The organism is Pseudomonas sp. AM14(2022), assembly GCF_036346455.1.
Taxonomy (GTDB): Bacteria; Pseudomonadota; Gammaproteobacteria; order Pseudomonadales; family Pseudomonadaceae; genus Aquipseudomonas; species Aquipseudomonas putida_A.
In genome coordinates, this window is the sequence record NZ_JAOTNY010000007.1 from 96,043 (window position 1) to 112,689 (window position 16,647).

General features: G+C 61.7%; 15 protein-coding genes. 5 read left to right on the top strand and 10 right to left on the bottom strand.

Annotation, left to right across the window (positions count from 1 at the left end; genetic code table 11):
• Window positions 1-27: 27 nt before the first annotated feature.
• Complete coding sequence (locus tag V3W27_RS15675; protein WP_330207007.1) at window positions 28-720, top strand: GNAT family N-acetyltransferase; 693 nt, start codon at window positions 28-30, stop codon at window positions 718-720.
• A gap of 134 nt (window positions 721-854) precedes the next feature.
• Here the strand turns inward: V3W27_RS15675 and V3W27_RS15680 are convergent, their stop codons facing one another.
• The gene (locus tag V3W27_RS15680; protein ID WP_330207008.1) at window positions 855-1,661 is read right to left on the bottom strand and encodes a class I SAM-dependent methyltransferase; all 807 of its coding nucleotides are present in this window, start codon (window positions 1,659-1,661) and stop codon (window positions 855-857) included.
• A 381-nt stretch (window positions 1,662-2,042) separates the two neighbouring features.
• The gene (locus V3W27_RS15685) at window positions 2,043-2,930 is read right to left on the bottom strand and encodes a LysR family transcriptional regulator (protein ID WP_095136678.1); all 888 of its coding nucleotides are present in this window, start codon (window positions 2,928-2,930) and stop codon (window positions 2,043-2,045) included.
• Between the two features lie 129 nt (window positions 2,931-3,059).
• On the opposite strand from V3W27_RS15685, the gene V3W27_RS15690 reads away from it, so the two are divergent.
• Window positions 3,060-4,076 carry an alpha/beta hydrolase gene (locus tag V3W27_RS15690; RefSeq protein ID WP_097088731.1) on the top strand — a complete coding sequence of 339 codons (1,017 nt, stop codon included), beginning with the start codon at window positions 3,060-3,062 and terminating at the stop codon, window positions 4,074-4,076.
• A 207-nt stretch (window positions 4,077-4,283) separates the two neighbouring features.
• Window positions 4,284-5,711, top strand: coding sequence for a mechanosensitive ion channel family protein (locus V3W27_RS15695; protein ID WP_027611592.1), 1,428 nt, complete (start codon window positions 4,284-4,286; stop codon window positions 5,709-5,711).
• Between the two features lie 199 nt (window positions 5,712-5,910).
• On the opposite strand, the gene ycaC is transcribed toward V3W27_RS15695, so the two are convergent.
• From ycaC to V3W27_RS15725, 6 genes are all read right to left on the bottom strand, one after another.
• Window positions 5,911-6,534, bottom strand: a complete 624-nt coding sequence (gene ycaC / locus V3W27_RS15700; RefSeq protein WP_007961287.1) for an isochorismate family cysteine hydrolase YcaC — start codon at window positions 6,532-6,534, stop codon at window positions 5,911-5,913.
• Between the two features lie 68 nt (window positions 6,535-6,602).
• Window positions 6,603-8,441, bottom strand: coding sequence for an amidohydrolase (locus V3W27_RS15705; RefSeq protein WP_330207009.1), 1,839 nt, complete (start codon window positions 8,439-8,441; stop codon window positions 6,603-6,605).
• A gap of 40 nt (window positions 8,442-8,481) precedes the next feature.
• Window positions 8,482-9,108: an antibiotic biosynthesis monooxygenase gene (locus tag V3W27_RS15710; protein WP_027611590.1), complete on the bottom strand. Its 627-nt coding sequence runs from the start codon at window positions 9,106-9,108 to the stop codon at window positions 8,482-8,484.
• Window positions 9,101-9,517 carry a DoxX family protein gene (locus V3W27_RS15715; protein WP_330207010.1) on the bottom strand — a complete coding sequence of 139 codons (417 nt, stop codon included), beginning with the start codon at window positions 9,515-9,517 and terminating at the stop codon, window positions 9,101-9,103. The genes V3W27_RS15710 and V3W27_RS15715 overlap by 8 nt, the downstream gene beginning before the upstream one ends.
• A gap of 214 nt (window positions 9,518-9,731) precedes the next feature.
• A complete protein-coding gene (locus V3W27_RS15720; protein WP_330207011.1) occupies window positions 9,732-10,655 on the bottom strand; it encodes a LysR family transcriptional regulator in 924 nt (307 codons plus the stop codon).
• Window positions 10,656-10,712: 57 nt separating this feature from the next.
• Entirely contained in the window at window positions 10,713-10,844 is a 132-nt protein-coding gene (locus tag V3W27_RS15725; protein WP_330207012.1) for a hypothetical protein, read from the bottom strand.
• Window positions 10,845-10,963: 119 nt separating this feature from the next.
• On the opposite strand from V3W27_RS15725, the gene V3W27_RS15730 reads away from it, so the two are divergent.
• The gene (locus tag V3W27_RS15730) at window positions 10,964-11,419 is read left to right on the top strand and encodes a helix-turn-helix domain-containing protein (protein ID WP_027611587.1); all 456 of its coding nucleotides are present in this window, start codon (window positions 10,964-10,966) and stop codon (window positions 11,417-11,419) included.
• Window positions 11,420-11,453: 34 nt separating this feature from the next.
• Here the strand turns inward: V3W27_RS15730 and V3W27_RS15735 are convergent, their stop codons facing one another.
• Complete coding sequence (locus V3W27_RS15735) at window positions 11,454-12,023, bottom strand: flavodoxin family protein (protein ID WP_027611586.1); 570 nt, start codon at window positions 12,021-12,023, stop codon at window positions 11,454-11,456.
• Between the two features lie 343 nt (window positions 12,024-12,366).
• On the opposite strand from V3W27_RS15735, the gene V3W27_RS15740 reads away from it, so the two are divergent.
• Complete coding sequence (locus tag V3W27_RS15740; protein ID WP_330207013.1) at window positions 12,367-15,174, top strand: ATP-binding protein; 2,808 nt, start codon at window positions 12,367-12,369, stop codon at window positions 15,172-15,174.
• Here V3W27_RS15740 and V3W27_RS15745 read toward each other — a convergent pair.
• The gene (locus V3W27_RS15745) at window positions 15,139-16,608 is read right to left on the bottom strand and encodes an ATP-binding protein (RefSeq protein ID WP_330207014.1); all 1,470 of its coding nucleotides are present in this window, start codon (window positions 16,606-16,608) and stop codon (window positions 15,139-15,141) included. The two genes, V3W27_RS15740 and V3W27_RS15745, sit on opposite strands and share 36 nt — an antisense overlap.
• Between the last annotated feature and the right edge of the window lie 39 nt (window positions 16,609-16,647).

Genomic DNA, 16,647 nt, shown 5'->3' on the forward strand with positions numbered 1-16,647 from the left:
CACCGGGCTTCGGCCACGGAGGGCAACATGAGTGTTATCGAAAAACTGCACGAACGCATTCGTCAAAAGGGCCTCGGCCGTCTCTTCGCCACCCTGTGGAAACGCTACGTGTTCTTCCACTGGGAGCTGCTGTGGATGGAGCGCGATCTGGTCTCCCCGGTGCCACCGCACAAGCTGCGCCCGTACGAAGGGTTGCGCAAAGTCGATATCACCCAGCTCAACACCGGGGCCTTCGCCAAACACTTCGGCGACCGCGTCGAGACCATGGCCGAACTCGCCGCCGAGGGCCACACCGGGCACATGTACCTGGATGCCGACGGCCACGCGGTGGCGTTCATCTGGGGCAGCATGCGCGACTACTACGACCGCCACTATTACGGCTGCTGGTTCCCGGTCAAACCCGGCGAGTTCTTCGAATTCGGTGGCGAAATGGCCCGCCCGTATTTCGGCACCAGTCTGTCGGTGGACGTGCAAGTCGCCCTCTGGGAAGCCATGGCTGCCCAGGGTTGCGACAAAGTCGTCGATGTCTGCGAAACTCACAACATCCCGGCGCTGAAACTGCACATCCGCATGGGCTACCACGAACAGGGCCGCGTCACCCACGTCTACGGCCTGTTCGGCCGCTGGCGCTTCTACCGCGAAAGCCGCTATGACGGCTCACGCCTGGACCCCCTGCGCAAACCTGGGCGGCCGGTGGTGAGTGCGGCGGCGCAGGCGTGATCAATCGTTAGAGGCATGGCGGCCATTTGGCCGCCATCGCGAGCAGGCTCGCTCCCACAGTGGATTTGTGTACGACACCGATCACGTGTAGGAGTGAGCCTGCTCACGATGAGGCCAGATGGAGCAACAAATTCTCAGGTTTTGCGAGCGACCAAGGTGAAGCACAACGGCATCTGCGCCTCGCGATTCAGATACTGGTCATACACCTCCTCCCGATTCGAGTGCGCATACTCCTTGAAGTGCGCGATGTTCAGCCCGGCCGCGATGGCGCCGCTGAAGATCGCGCCGAGGGTGTGTACGAACCAGTAGGACTTGGCAGCCTGCTGCTCGACCTTGCCGACGTAGACGATCGGTTCTTCCTGCACGAATGGCTCGGCGCGGAAGTAGGAGCTGGCGAGGCGGTACGGGTCTTCGGCGTCGGGGTCGACCATTTCCAGAAACGGATGGGTTTCGTAGATCACCAGTTTGCCGCCCGGCTTCAGGGTCAACGCCACGTGGCGAAAGAACTCGCCGATGTCGGGCATCCAGTTCAGCACGCCGATGGTGATCAGCGCCACGTCGAAGCGGCTGTGCAGCGCAGTCGGCAGGTGATGGATATCGCTTTCGATGAATTCGGCGTTGTACGGCGAGCGCTGGTTCAACTCACGGGCCTGTTCGAGAAACGCCTCCGATTGATCGACGCCGACCACACTGCGCGCACCGATGGCGAACAGCGACAGGCTTTCGCGACCATTGTTGCAACCGAGTTGAATCAGCGCTTTGCCATCGACGCCGACCTGTTCCAGCAGACCGCGCAAGGTGTCATCGAGGCAGGAGAAATCAGCCTTTGATACGTCGTTCAACAGCGCTTGCCATTCCGCCGACTCACGGTGATGACGAGCAGAATCGTTCCACGCCTGTCGATTGCTGTCGATGGCGGTTTTATTGTTGGGCACTTCCATGGCGCACTCCGGGCGATGCTCGTGATTGAGCGGACCCGAGTCTAGAACAGCCCGATCAGTACGGTTGTTGCGACTTTGTAAGCCGCACCGCCGTTCCACTGTGGGAGCGGGCTTGCTCGCGAAGGCGGTGAGTCAGGCAACGGAGATGTTGGCTGACAGGACGCTTTCGCGAGCAAGCCCGCTCCCACAGGGGGTAATGCGGCGGCTTCGTAGAGCTTTTTGCGACCGGGCCTCATCGCTGCAAAAAGCTCCCACAAGATTTGCACACGTCGCACAACCTGTGGGAGCGGGCTTGCTCGCGAAGACGTCGGTCCGGCCAACATCTTCATCGACTGACACGACCTCTTCGCGAGCAAGCCCGCTCCCACACTTTTGGCGTGGTCACATCTGGTTGAGGCGTTCGCGCAGGAATTCGACCAGTGCCTGCACCGGGCGCGAAGCCTGGCGGTGTTGCGGGTACACCGCCGACAGGGTCAGCGGTTCGGGGCGGTAGTCGTCGAGCACTGGCAGCAGTCGCCCGTCCTTCAGCGCCGCGCCGACGATGAACGTCGGCAGATAGGTGATCCCCATCCCCTGCACCGCCGCATCGCGCAACAGCTCGCCATTGTTCACCCGCATGCGTCCGGTGACATTGACCAGCAGCGGCTTGCCCTGCCCCGCATTGAAGCGCCATTGCACCGAACGACCATGGCCGTACGGCAGGCAGTCGTGGCTGTGCAGGTCTTCGGGATTGAGCGGCGTGCCGCGTTCGGCCAGATATGCCGGGCTGGCGCAGTACACCCGTTCGATGGCGGCGATGCGCCGCGCAATCAACGTCGAGTCTTCCAGCACACCAATGCGCAGCGCCAGGTCATAACCTTCGCCAAGCAGGTCCACCGGGCGGTCGCTCAAATCCACCTCCACGGTGACATCGCGATAGCGCTGCAGAAACAGCGGCAGCAGACAGCCCAGATGCGCCACGGCAAACGACAGCGGTGCACTGACGCGAATGGTTCCGCGTGGCTCGGCAGTCTGCCCGGCGATGCCCTGCTCGACCTGTTCCACTTCGCCCAGCAGACGCAGCGCCGATTCGTAGTAGCTCTGGCCCAGTGGCGTGACGTCTAGGCGTCGGGTGGAACGGTTCAACAGCCGCACACCGAGGCGCTCTTCGAGCTGCATCAAACGGCGGCTGACGAACTGCTTGGACAGGCCCAACTGATCGGCCGCAGCAGTGAAACTGCCGGAGTCCATGACCTGGCAAAAAATACGCATGTCTTCGAACGGGTTCATTGTCACTCTCTGGTAGACAGTCAAACGCTTTATAGCCGCTTTTTCACTTTTCGACAGCTCATTAATCTGTGCTCACGGTTTGAAAACAGCCCGACACAACACCAATAACTTTCGAAAATGGAATTGAGCATGAACATCAAAAAGACCCTGACCGCATCCCTCCTCGCCCTGTCCATCGGCAACGCGTTCGCCGCCGGCAGCCCGGGTGTCGAACACAACACCCAGGCGTTTCTCGAAGCCCTCGCCGCCGGCGGCGGCAAACCGCTGGAGCAACTCAGCCCGAAGGATGCCCGTGCAGTGCTGACCGGCGCTCAGGCCTCGGTAAAGGTTGACCTGTCCGGAGTTGAAGTCAGTGACAAGGCAATCAAGGTCGATGGCCAGACGATCAACCTCAAAGTGGTGCGTCCGGCCAAGGTCAAAGGTGAATTGCCGGTGTTCATGTTCTTCCACGGCGGCGGTTGGGTGTTGGGCGATTACCCGACGCACCAACGCTTGATTCGCGATCTGGTGGTCGGTTCTGGAGCGGTCGCGGTGTACGTCGATTACACGCCGTCGCCGGAAGCGCAGTACCCGACAGCGATCAACCAGGCCTACGCGGCGACCAAATGGGTGGCAGAGCATGGCAAGGACATTGGCGTCGACGGCAAGCGTCTGGCGGTGGCCGGCAACAGCGTCGGCGGCAACATGGCGGCGGTCGTGGCGCTGATGGCCAAAGAAAAGCAGAGCCCGGCCCTGCGCTTCCAGTTGCTGATGTGGCCGGTGACCAACGCGCAGTTCGACGACGGCTCGTACCAGCAATTCGCCGAGGGCCACTTCCTCACCAAGGGCATGATGCAATGGTTCTGGGACAACTACACCACCAACCCGGCCGAGCGCGCACAGATCCACGCCTCGCCACTGAACGCCAGCAGCGAACAGCTCAAGGGCCTGCCCGCCGCGCTGGTGCAGACCGCCGAGTTCGACGTGTTGCGTGATGAGGGCGAAGGCTATGCGCGGCATCTGGATGCGGCCGGTGTGCCGGTGACGTCGGTGCGTTACAACGGGATGATTCATGACTTTGGCTTGCTCAACCCACTGAGCCAGATTCCCGAAGTGAAAGCGGCCGTGCGCCAGGCCGCGGCTGAGCTGAAGACGCATCTGAACTGAGACCCCCTCACTCGCCACACCTGACGGTGTGGCGAGTTTTTTGTCTGCAGGAACCCTTGTGGTGAGGGGATTCATCCCCGATGGGTTGCGAAGCGGCCCCGCCGCTAACCAGAAAGGCAGGGGACTGCTGCGCAGTCCATCGGGGATGAATCCCCTCACCACAAAAGCCTCTTCAACACCAATGTTCATGCAGTTCCGGAGATCGCCATGTCCATCCTCCTCACCCATCCACTGTCCTGGAGCGCCGCCCTGCTGCTGCTCGATGCGCTGCTCTGGCACCTCGCGCCGTTTCAGCATCGCGCACCGAGAGTCGGCATTCGCCTGGCGCTGTTTCTGGCGTTCAGCGCACTGATCATCAACGCCGAGATCAGCCCGTTGCAGGCGCCGCTGTTCGCCGATGACCGGGTGATGCAACTGGGCGCAACGGCGTTGGGGATTGTCTGGTGGCTGTACGCCGCGCGGGTGCTCACTGAGGTGATCGGTCTGGCACTGATGCGACGCATCGGCCACAGCGGTCGGCTGTTGCAGGACGTGATCGGCGCGCTGGTGTTTCTGGCGGCGATCGTCGCGGCCGCCGGCTATGTGCTGGAACTGCCGGTCAAGGGCTTGCTGGCGACTTCCGGGGTGGTGGCGATCGTCGTCGGTCTGGCGTTGCAAAGCACCTTGAGCGACGTGTTCTCGGGAATCGTGCTCAACACCACCAAGCCGTATCAGGTCGACGATTTCGTGGTGATCGACGGTGTCGAGGGCAAGGTCATCGACATCGACTGGCGCGCCACGCATCTGTTGACCAGCAGCGGAACCCTGGCCGTGGTGCCGAACTCGGTGGCGGCCAAGGCGAAGATCGTCAATCTCAGTCGCCCGACCAACCTGCACGGGGTGTCGATCAGCATCAAGGTGCCGAATCACATTCGCCCGCGGCGGGTGCTCGACGCCCTCGACCGCACCCTGCAAGGCAGCAGCAGTCTGCTGCTCAATCCGCCGCCCAAAGCCGTGTTGAAAGAGGCCGGTGAGGAGATGTCGGAGTACGTCGCCAGCGGCTTCATCAGTGAGCTGAGCAAGAAAGGCGAAGTGCGCAATCAACTGTTCGACCTCGCCCATCGGCATCTCGAAGCCGCAGGAATTTCCCGCCATCCCGATGGCGTGATCGAACCCTCGACCCGCGCCCGCGCATTGCTCGATGAAGTGAAAGTCTTTCGCTCGCTGAGCCATGAAGAACGTGATCGCCTCGCCGAATCGATGGTCGCGCAGCAGTACGCGGCTGGTCAGGTGGTGCTGGGGCTGGATGAAGTGCCCGACAGTCTGTTTGTCATCGCCACTGGTGTGGTCAGTGCGACCGTGCCCGATGGCAACGGCCAGACCGAAGCCGGACGCATGGGGCCGAGTGAGGTCATGGGCGAACAGAGCATCCTCGCCGATACCCCGTCGCAAGCCACGTTCACCGCGCTGACGTCGAGCATCATCTATCGCCTCGACAAAGCGCTGACCCGCCAATGCATGGAGCAGCGCAGCGAAGTCGGCCAGGCGCTGAACAAATTGCAGGCCGTGCGACAGCAGAACAGCCGGCTGGCGTTGATGGCCAAACCGGTGGCGGTGCGCAAGGGTGGGTTTCTCGGCTGGTTGCAAAAGCGCTAGCCCTGACAAACAGGTGGACGCCATACCTTGTGGCGAGGGAGCTTGCTCCCGCTTGAGTGCGCAGCGCTCACAGATTTCGGGGACTGCTGCGCAGACCAGCGGGAGCAAGCTCCCTCGCCACAGGAGGTGGTGGGTTGCGCCTCTTTTTTACTGCACATGAAAATGCCCGCAATCAAGCGGGCACTTTCAGTTCAAGCAATCACTTGGCCGTGAACTTGGTGTAGCTGTTGATCAGGTTGCGGTAGTTCGGCAGGCGTTCGGACAGCAGATGCGCCAGGCCTTCCATGTCGTTGCGCCAGTCACCTTGCAGCTCGCACGCTACCGAGAACCAGTTCAGCAGGTGTGCACCGGCGGCCGACATGCGCGCCCACGCGGCTTGTTGCACGGTGGTGTTGAAGGTGCCGGAAGAATCGGTGACCACGAACACTTCGAAGCCTTCAGCAATGGCCGACAGGGTCGGGAATGCCACGCAAACGTCCGTCACCACACCGGCGATGATCAGTTGCTTGCGGCCGGTGGCCTTGATCGCTTTGACGAAGTCTTCGTTGTCCCAGGCATTGATCTGGCCAGGGCGCTGAATGAACGGTGCATCGGGGAATTGCTCGCGTAGCTCAGGCACGATCGGGCCGTTCGGGCCGGCATCGAAACTGGTGGTGAGGATGGTCGGCAGCTTGAAGAACTTGGCGATGTCGCCCAGCGCCAGCACGTTGTTCTTGAACTCGTTAGGGGTGAAATCCTGTACCAGCGAGATCAGACCGGTCTGGTGGTCGACCAGCAGCACGACCGCATCATCTTTGTTCAGACGCTTGTAGGGAACGCTCATGGGAAACTCCTCGGTGGATGGTTGTTGCGTGAGGCGCCGACCGGATGGCCGGCGCTTTTTTGTAGTGATCAGAAAGCGAAACAGGAACAGCCGAACGCGCCCCAGAAACCGGCGAAGTCGCTGACCGGTGCGTTCGACAGTCGGGCTTTTTCATGGCTGTGCGCGTGCACTGCGCAGGCACCGACGCACTGGTGCACTTGCGCCTGCAACGGCGAGTTCGGGCGCCAGTGGCCCGGCACCTTGACCACCGGCGACCAGTCCGGCAGCACAGGGATCGAGCGTGGGCCGAGGTCTTCGAAATCGCCGGCGGCGTAAACGATCTTGCCGCCGACCACGGTCAATACCGACTCGATCCACTTGATCGCTTCTTCCTCGACATGGAAGAAGTCCGCGCTCAGCGCCGCCAGATCCGCCAGTTGCCCGACCTTGATCTGGCCCTTCTTGCCCTGTTCCGACGAGAACCAGGCGCTGCCGTGGGTGAACAGTTCCAGTGCGGTAGTGCGTGGCAGACCTTCTTCGTACAAGGCCAGACCACCGACGGTGCGTCCGCTGACCATCCAGTACAGCGACGTCCACGGGTTGTAGCTGGAAACCCGCGTGGCGTCGGTGCCGGCGCCGACCGGCACGCCTTCGGCGAGCATGCGTTTGATCGGCGGCGTGGCTTCGGCGGCTTTCGCGCCGTAACGGTCGACGAAGTATTCGCCCTGGAACGCCATGCGATCCTGAATCGCAATGCCGCCGCCCAGCGCCCTCACCCGCTCAATGTTCTGCGGTGTGATGGTTTCGGCGTGGTCGAAGAACCACGGCAGACCGTTGAACGGAATATCGCGATTGACCTTCTCGAACACGTCGAGCATGCGGCTGATCGATTCGTTGTAAGTGGCGTGCAGACGGAACGGCCAGCGCTGCTCGACCAGATGGCGCACCACCGGTTCCAGCTCCTGCTCCATGGTCTGCGGCAGGTCCGGGCGCGGTTCGAGAAAGTCTTCGAAGTCGGCGGCGGAGAACACCAGCATCTCGCCAGCGCCGTTGTGCCGCAGGTAATCGTCGCCCTGGTGCAACTTGACGCTGCTGGTCCAGTTCTGGAAATCAGTCAGCTCTTCTTTGGGCTTCTGGGTGAACAGGTTGTAGGCGATGCGCACGGTCAACTGATCATCCTTGGCCAGTTGCTCGATCACCTGATAGTCATCTGGATAGTTCTGGAAACCACCGCCGGCATCGATCGCGCTGGTCAGGCCGAGGCGATTGAGTTCGCGCATGAACTGCCGGGTCGAGTTGACCTGATAGTCCAGCGGCAGCTTCGGCCCCTTGGCCAGCGTCGAGTACAGAATCATCGCATTGGGTTTTGCCACCAGCATGCCGGTCGGGTTGCCGTTGGCATCGCGCACGATCTCGCCACCCGGTGGGTTCGGCGTGTCGCGGGTGTAACCGGCAACGCGCAGTGCGGCGCGGTTGAGCAGCGCGCGGTCGTACAGGTGCAGGACGAATACCGGAGTGTCCGGTGCGGCCTGGTTGAGTTCCTCAAGAGTCGGCATGCGTTTTTCGGCGAACTGGAATTCGTTCCAGCCACCAACCACGCGCACCCATTGCGGAGTCGGCGTACGGTCGGCCTGCTCCTTGAGCATGCGCAACGCATCGGCCAGCGACGGTACGCCTTCCCAACGCAGTTCGAGGTTGTAGTTGAGGCCGCCACGGATCAGGTGCAGGTGCGAGTCGTTGAGGCCAGGAATGACGCAGCGGCCTTTCATGTCGACCACTTGCGTGGCGCTGCCCTTGAGGGCCATGGCCTCGGCATCGTTACCGACGGCAACGAAGCGGCCGTCCTTGATTGCCACGGCGCTGGCCAGTGGTTTTTCCCGGTCTACGGTATGAAATTGGCCATTGAATAAAATCAGATCGGCGCTCATCGCAGTTCCTCAAGCAAAAGTGAAAAGAAGCTAACCCCGCTCAACGCGGCGAGGTTTCTTGGGAATCGAGGTGTTCATGGGCCTGGCTGGCTTCCAGCCACGGGGTGAACAATCGGGTGACAGGCGGCATTACCACGTACACCACCGAGAGGACGATGGTCAGGGTGATCAGGAACGTGGCGACCACGTAGTTGGACAGAAGCGGATGCAGCGCCAGCAGCGGCCCCCAGATCAGCGGCACCAGCAGGGTGTGCGGCAGAATCACCAGCAGCGAAACCACGGCCTGCTTCCAGCGCGGCGGCGGCGAAGCGGCATCGGCCAGCGGGGAGAACCAGAACTCGTTGACCGGGGCGACTTCAGTCTGATCACCGTCGGCCAACATCGGCGCAGCCTCGGCGACCAGCGCCTGACGCTCGGAGGATTCCAGCCAACCCTGCATGGCCTCGGTGGAGCTGAAGCGCAGCACGCAGGTGTAAAAATCCAGACGCCCGCGCTTGCCGCGCACCACGTCCACACCCAGATGCCCTTCGCGCTGCCCGGCAACGCGCACGATGTTGCGCAGCCACGCTTCATACGCTGATTCGAAACCGGCCTTGACCGAGTGCTTGATGATCAACGTGACAGTCTCATCGGCCCCCGGTGCTTGTTGATTAAGGACTTCAGGCATAACGCAGCACTCCGGGCAAACGAACAGGAATTGCCAGCCGTCCAGGCCCGGCGATCAATACAGTGGTGAAAAGAATCAACAGCAACCAGCCGAACTGCCCCTCGGCCACACTCCATTGCGGGTGCACGACCAGCAGCGCCACCAGCAGAACAAAAAGAATAGGCAAGCAGGCCAATCGCGCCAGCACCCCGGCGACGATCAGTAGAGGGCAAAGAACTTCAGCGAAAATCGCCAGGCAGAGTGTGAGGTGCGCGCCGAGGTGGAACGGATCTTCGATCTGCTGCAATTGCGCGTTGAAGTCCAGCAGCTTGGGCAAACCGTGCACCCACAGCAGAAACAATCCGCCGCTGACCCGCAGAAACAGCAGACCGATATCCTGTGCCTGTTCATCGTGTTGTGATGCGCTCATGACCCTACCCTTAAATCCTTATCGGGTTGAATCATGCTCGGTGCGGGCGAGGGAAAATTGAATGGATGTGCTCTCTTTCAGGCGAGTCGGATTCCTGTGCGAGCGAGCCTGGTGCGGGCGGCGATCCGACAGTGGCGTCCGGTCAGCCAGCATCATTGTTGAATGACACACCGCTTTCGCGAGCAAGCCCGCTCCCACAGGGAAATTTGGCGCGTCAGGAATGCGGAATATCCAGCGGCGCCGCCATGAACTGGCTGATCCGCGAGCGCAGCCAGCGCTCGGCCGGGTCGTTGTCGTGCACCCCGCTCCAGGCCATCGAGAGTTGTGCGGCGTCGATCGGGAACGGTGGATTTTCAGCGCGCAAGGCGCAGCCTTCGACCAGCGCACACGCGGCATAGTCCGGCACGGTAGCAATCATTTCAGTGCCGGCGAGCAACGCACGCAAACCGCTGAACTGCGGCACGCCGAGCACCACGCGCCGACGCCGGCCAACCTTGGCCAGGTCCAGGTCAATGTTGCCGCTCAGGTCGCCGGAGAACGACACCATTGCGTGCGGGCGCTCGCAGTATTCGTCCAGCGTCAGCGGCCCCGGGCGATCATCGCCGCGTAGCACTTTGCAGGGAATGTCGCGCAGTTTCTTGCGCTTGGCGTTAGCCGGCAGATCGGTGGTGTAACTGACGCCGACCGAGATTTCCCCGGACGCCAGCAGCGCCGGCATCAACAGATAATTGGCACGGCGTACCACCACGACAATCCCCGGTGCTTCCTGCTGAAGCTGTCGCAGCAGCGGCGGAAACAGACCGAACTCGGCGTCGTCCGACAGGCCGATGCGGAACACATCGCAACTGCTGGCCGGGTCGAACTCCTTGGCCCGGCTGACCGCGCCGGAGATCACATCCATCGCCGGTTGCAGCTCCTGCAGAATCGCCAGCGCGCGGGCGGTCGGCTCCATGCTGCGGCCGTTGCGCAGCAGCAACGGATCATCGAACAGGTCGCGCAAACGCCCCAGCGCGGCACTCACCGCCGGTTGGCCCATGAACAGTTTTTCGGCGACGCGGGTCAGGTTCTTTTCGAACATCAGCGCTTCGAAAATCACCAGCAGGTTCATGTCGACGCGACGCAGATCGTTACGGTTCATGGGCTCGTGTTCCTTGCTTGAGAAGTCGTGTTCAGTCGGGTGCGGTAGCGCCGTACTTTACTTGATCAACGGTACGTTGGCCGCGCGTTTGTATGGGCCGTATTTCACCGGCAGCCATTGGAAGTGTTTGTCGATGGCGACGACTTGCAGCGATGTGCTGAGTTCAAAGTTTTGCGGCGCAATTAACAACGTTTAACTCGTCAGTCTTCCGGCCCCGTCCAACAATGAAACCCTCTGCGAAACATTGTTTTTTTGACCAGAGGGAAACGTGCCGAGCGTGCGTTACCCCCCCGACACGGACATTGGCCATGGCTCACTTACAACAAACAGTCGCCCTCGCCCCCTCCAGCGAATCCCGCACACCGCGCATCGGCGGCCTCAGTCCGCAACGCGAACGGCGGGCCAAACAGTTGATCCTCGACCGCCTGGGTGAAAGCCTGGAAGTCACCGAACTGGCAGAGGCCTGTTCTTTGTCACGCAGTCATTTTTCCCGGGCGTTCAAATGCAGTACCGGACTCTCGCCACAGGACTGGATCCGCACCCAGCGCATCGCTCGTGCCAAGCAGTTGATCCGGCTCACCCACTTGAGCCTGACGCAGATCAGCCTGGAATGTGGCTTCTGCGATCAGGCACATTTCTGCCATATCTTCACCCGCAGCGAAGGGATCAGCCCTTTCGCCTGGCGGTGTCGTGAGGTGCCGGGCATGAAGGCCGAAAAGCCACCAGCGTCGGCCGCGCCTGTCGGCATACGCCTGGCGGTCTAGACGCTGTCGCGCGCCAAGCTCATTTCCCTGCGCTTCATTGCTGCCTCAACCGCTGCGCCACTTGCGCCACCCGCTCGCCCAGGTGTGCCGCCGTGCGCCGGTCTTCGAGCGGCGGCGCCTGCTCGGGGGGCTGTTCGACATTGGATTGGGACATGGCCCCGAGCGCGCTGCCCAGACGATTCAACTGACCATCGAAGCAGCCCGCCACCGAGCGCGCCGGGAGCAGGTCGAGACCCACCCAGATCATCGAATGCTGCGCGGCGAACACCGCCATTTGCAGCAATGTATTGAGCTTGTCCCCGCACAGGCTTCCGGAATTGGTGAACCCGGCGGCAACCTTGTTGCGCCATGGTTTTGCCAGATAGAACGCCGCGCTGGCCTCCATGAAATGCTTGAAGCCCGCCGACGCGCTGCCCATGTAAGTCGGCGCACCGAAAATGATCGCGTCGGCGCGGTGCAACTCATCCCAATAGAACTCGACCTCTTCTACCGCCACCAACCGGCAGGTACTGCCCAAGTGCCGTTCGACGCCCTGCGCCACGGCTTCTGCCATGACGCGAGTGTGGCCATAGCCGCTGTGATAGACCACCACCACGTTGCTCATTGCGCCGTCCTCCGCACGCGTGCACTCCATTGCAGCCGTCAGGTCCAGGCCTGCTTCATCGGATTTTTGGGCTTGAAGCGAACACAGACGAGTTAATCGTTGTTAATTGTCCGCGAGACAAAGCGCTGGTCTGAACATTGCAGCGGGCAAAAATGCCGATCGCTGCATCACTTTCGAGCATTGCCGGCAATCTGCACGTTGCACTGACGCCAGAACCTGCGGAATATGTCGGCAAAACTGCGGATTAGAAGGCTTGCGTGCCGCTGACGCTGATCCGCACTGCCCTTCACGGAGGCTTCACACGCCGTGGGCAGGATTATAAAAATTTCGCAGGAGTGAGCTGTTGAGTCTTCCCCCGAATCAGGCCCTCGGTTTCGGCCCCTATCGGATTCAGCCCGGCAAACGGCTGCTGCTTGAGGGCGAGCAGCCGTTACGCCTGGGCCGACGTGCCATGGATATTCTGCTGATCCTGCTGGCGCATGCCGGCGATGTCGTGAGCAAGCAGCAACTGATTGCCGGCGTGTGGCCGGACAGCGTCGTCGAAGACATCAATCTGCGGGTGCACATGGCGGCGTTGCGCAAAGCCCTGGGCGATGGTCAGGGCGGGCAGCGATACATCGTCACGGTGGCGCAGCGCGGCTACAGCTTTGTCGCACCGATCAGGCTGCAATCGATCGAACAGCACACCTGCGCAGAGACCGGCACCCGGCATAACCTGCCACTGCGCCGCACGCGAATGATCGGCCGCCAGCCGCTGGTCGACAGCCTGATCAGGCAGTTGCCACGCCAGCGCTGCATCACGCTGGTCGGCCCCGGCGGCATCGGCAAAACCACCGTGGCCCTGCGCGTTGCCGAGCAGATGATCGGCCACTATCGGGACGGTATCCGGCTGCTGGATCTTTCGCCGATCAACGACGCACGAATGATCTGCTCGCACTTGGCGGCCCTGCTGGACGTGGTGCCGCATGACAACGATCCGCTGACCCACCTCGTCAATGCGCTGCGCGAGCGCCAGATGCTGCTGGTGATCGACAACTGCGAACACCTGATCGACGCCATGGCACTGCTCAGCGAGAGCATTTTGCGCGGTGCGCCGCAGGTTCACATTCTGGCCACCAGCCGCGAGAGCCTGCGTGCCGAAGGCGAGTATGTGCAACGTCTCGAATCCCTCGATTACCCGCCGCCGATTGCCGTGCTTGATCGTGCGCAGGCGTTGAGTTTTTCGGCACTGCAACTGTTTGCCGAACGCGCCCTGGCCGCGCACGAGGGCTTCGAATTGAGCGACGCCGAGTTGCCCGATGCGCTTGAAATCTGTCGGCGTCTGGACGGCATTCCGCTGGCGCTGGAGCTGGCGGCGGCGCAGGTTGGAGAACTCGGCCTGCAGGGTTTGCTCAGCCAGTTGCAAGGGCGTCTGCCGGTATTGGCGACCGGCAATCAGAGCAGCGTGGAACGCCACCAGACGCTGCGTGCCACGCTGGACTGGAGCTTCAACCTGCTGACCGATTGCGAACAGACCTGCCTGCGCCGGCTCGGCGTGTTTCGGGGGGGCTTCACGCTGGAGTCCGCCGCTGCGGTGATCGGTGGACAGCACATCCAGCCCGGCGAGGTGTTCGGTTCGATCACACAACTGGTCGCCAAATCGTTGCTCAACGTCGAAGTCGGTGACGAGGAAGTGTTCTATCGGTTGCTCGACACCACGCGCCGCTATGCCCTGGAAAAACTCGAGCAAGGCGCCGAACTCGCCGAAACCCGCGAACGCCACGCTGAACGTTGTCTGGCGCTGATGTATCAGGCGCAGACCGATTGGGAAACGACCTCAACCGCCCTGTGGATCGAACGCTACGCACGCGGTCTGGAAGACCTGCGCGCGGCGCTCGACTGGAGTCTGAACGGTGCAGGCCCCAATGATGTGGGGATTTATCTGGCCGCGACCTCGGCGCCCCTGTGGCAAGAGTTGTCGCTGCTCAAGGAATACGGCGGTTACGTGCGTCAGGCGCTGGCCCTGCTGGAAAACGCTGCCGAACCTTGCCCTCGGGTGAAGATCGCGCTGAAACTGGCGCTCGGCAGCGCCTGCTACCACACCTGGGGTGGTACCCCGGAAACCATCGCCGCATTCGTCGATGCCCATGCGCTGGCGCAAAAGTACGACGACGTGGCTGGCCAACTGCGTGCGGTGTCCGGGCACATGGCGGTCAACCTCAGCTGTGGCCACTATCGGTCGGCGCTGGAACAGAGCGAGCAGTTTGATCGACTCGGCCTGCACGGCGACCCGCAGCTGTCGCTGAGCACACATCGCCTGCGGGTGTTGGCACTGCATTACGCCGGCGACCAGCAGCAGGCACGCCTGCATGCCGAGCAAGTGATTCAGCACATGGCGCAAAACGGCAATCCCAACCGTTTCACTCATGGCTTCGGCGTGCAGTACGACCAGAGCGTCGCCTCGCTGACGGTGCTGGCCCGGGTGTTGTGGCTGCAAGGTTTCCCTGAACAGGCCTGGCGTACGGCCAGGCAGGCACTGGACATCGCCGTGCAAATAAACCACGGCACCTCGATCTGCTACACCCTGGCGCTGGCCAGTTGCCTGATTGCTCATTACAACGGTGACCCGCAAAACGCCCGTGCTTTGCTGCAGCTGTTGCTGGAGCAGGCGCAGAAGCATTCCGTATTGCTGTTCTATCGCTGGGCATGCCAGTACGCGCAGGTTCTCGACGCCGATGCCGCCGTGCCGATAGCGACCGAAGACAGCGGCCTGATCAGGGAAATCATGGTCACCCTGGACAGCAGTTTTGTTGATGACGCGTTGCTAGAGCGGGCACACAACGGAGCTGCAGGCTGGAGCACGGCGGAGATTCTGCGGGCTCGGGCCGATCAGATGTTGATTAAAGATTCGGCTTGCCCCGACAGCAACACCCGGCAAGCCGAAAAGGTCTTGCTCCAGGCACTGTCGATTGCGCAAACCCAAGGCGCCCTGGCCTGGGAACTGCGCAGCGCCACTTCGCTGGCGCAGTTGTGGCAACGGCAGAACCGCTACCGCGAAGCGCTGGAATTATTGAGCCCGATCTATCAACGCTTCACTGAGGGCTACGCCACCCCGGACTTGCGCAAGGTGCGCTGGTTACTCGACGAGTTGAGCCGCCAACTGCGAGCCTGACACCCAACGACTGCGGCTGACGAACCGCGCATGCCGACGCTCGTACTCGTTGTATTCACCGCTGCGTTCCAGTTGTTCGCGGGCGTAACGACGGGTGGTGTTGAGCATGCGATAGCGCAACCCGGCACTGCCCCGCTCCACCGCCAGCAAAGACTTCTGCGCCAACCGATCAATCATCAGGGCCAACGTCGACGGGGGTAATAGCGCGCAACTGATGACGCCCATCGCCGCATCAATGGCAAACGCCGTTTTGAAGACCGACAGGCGTTGCAGCACCCGCTGTTCCTGCTCACTCAGGTGCTGATAGCTCCAGTCCAGCGCGGCTTTCAGGGTTTGATGGCGTGGCACGGCAGTACGCCGACCATGGCTGAGCAGCTGCAAACAATTGTCGAGTTGAGACTGCAAGCCGACCAACGCCAGCGCATCAATGTGCGCCGCCGCCAGTTCAATCGCCAGTGGCAGCCCATCGAGCCGCCGACAGATGTCGCGCACAGCATTGAGATCCTGTTCACGCAGGGTAAAACCCTGCTGCCGGGCTCTGGCACGACTGACAAACAATTGCACGGCCGAATAGCTCATGGTCTCTTCGACACTGCCCAACGCTGAGGACTTGGGAATGGCCAGTGGCGGCAGGGTTTGCACGGTCTCCAGACTGGCCTGCAATGCTTCGCGACTGGTCGCAAGAATCGACAACCGTGGCGCGGCCTCCAGTAAACGTTCAACCAGAGCCTTGCAGGCTTCACGCAGATGCTCGCAGTTATCCAGCACCAGTAAGCTGTGACGCGCTGCCAGCGTGACGAGATCGGTTTCGAGGGTGTGCAACAGATAATCGAGCAGTGGCGTGGCGTCGTTGACTACCGCCAGGTCCACCAGCCAGACCCCGTCGCGAAAATGCTGTAACAGCAACTCTGCAGCACGCAACGCCACCGTGGTTTTGCCGACACCCGCAGGCCCCGTCACGGTCATCAATCGGCACAGTGGCAATTGCCGCACCATCGAGCCCACCACTGAATCGCGACCGGTCACCGGCGTCAGCCGCACAGGCAAGTTGTGTTGTGGCGCTTGCAGGTGTTCCAGGGTCACGTGCTCGAAATTGTCGCCGTGCACCGGAGCAACGAAGCTGTAGCCACATTGCGGCACATTGACGATGTAGCGCTGGCCGTTCTCACCGTCACCGAGCGCCCGCCGCAGGGCGGCAATGTGGACGCGAAGATTGATCTCTTCGACCACCGAAGTGGGCCAGACCCGTGCAATCAACTCTTCCTTTCTGACCACTCGGCCTGCACGCTCGACCAGCACCTGCAGAATGTCCAGCGCACGCCCGCCCATGCGCAGTTGCCGATCCCCGTCGAGGATCAGCCGTTGGCGCAAATGAAAGGCGTAAGGGCCGAAATACAGGACTGACGCCGAGTGCAAATCGTTGAGGCTGTTCATGCCAACTATCTTGGCAGCCTGCGATGACGGCACAACCTT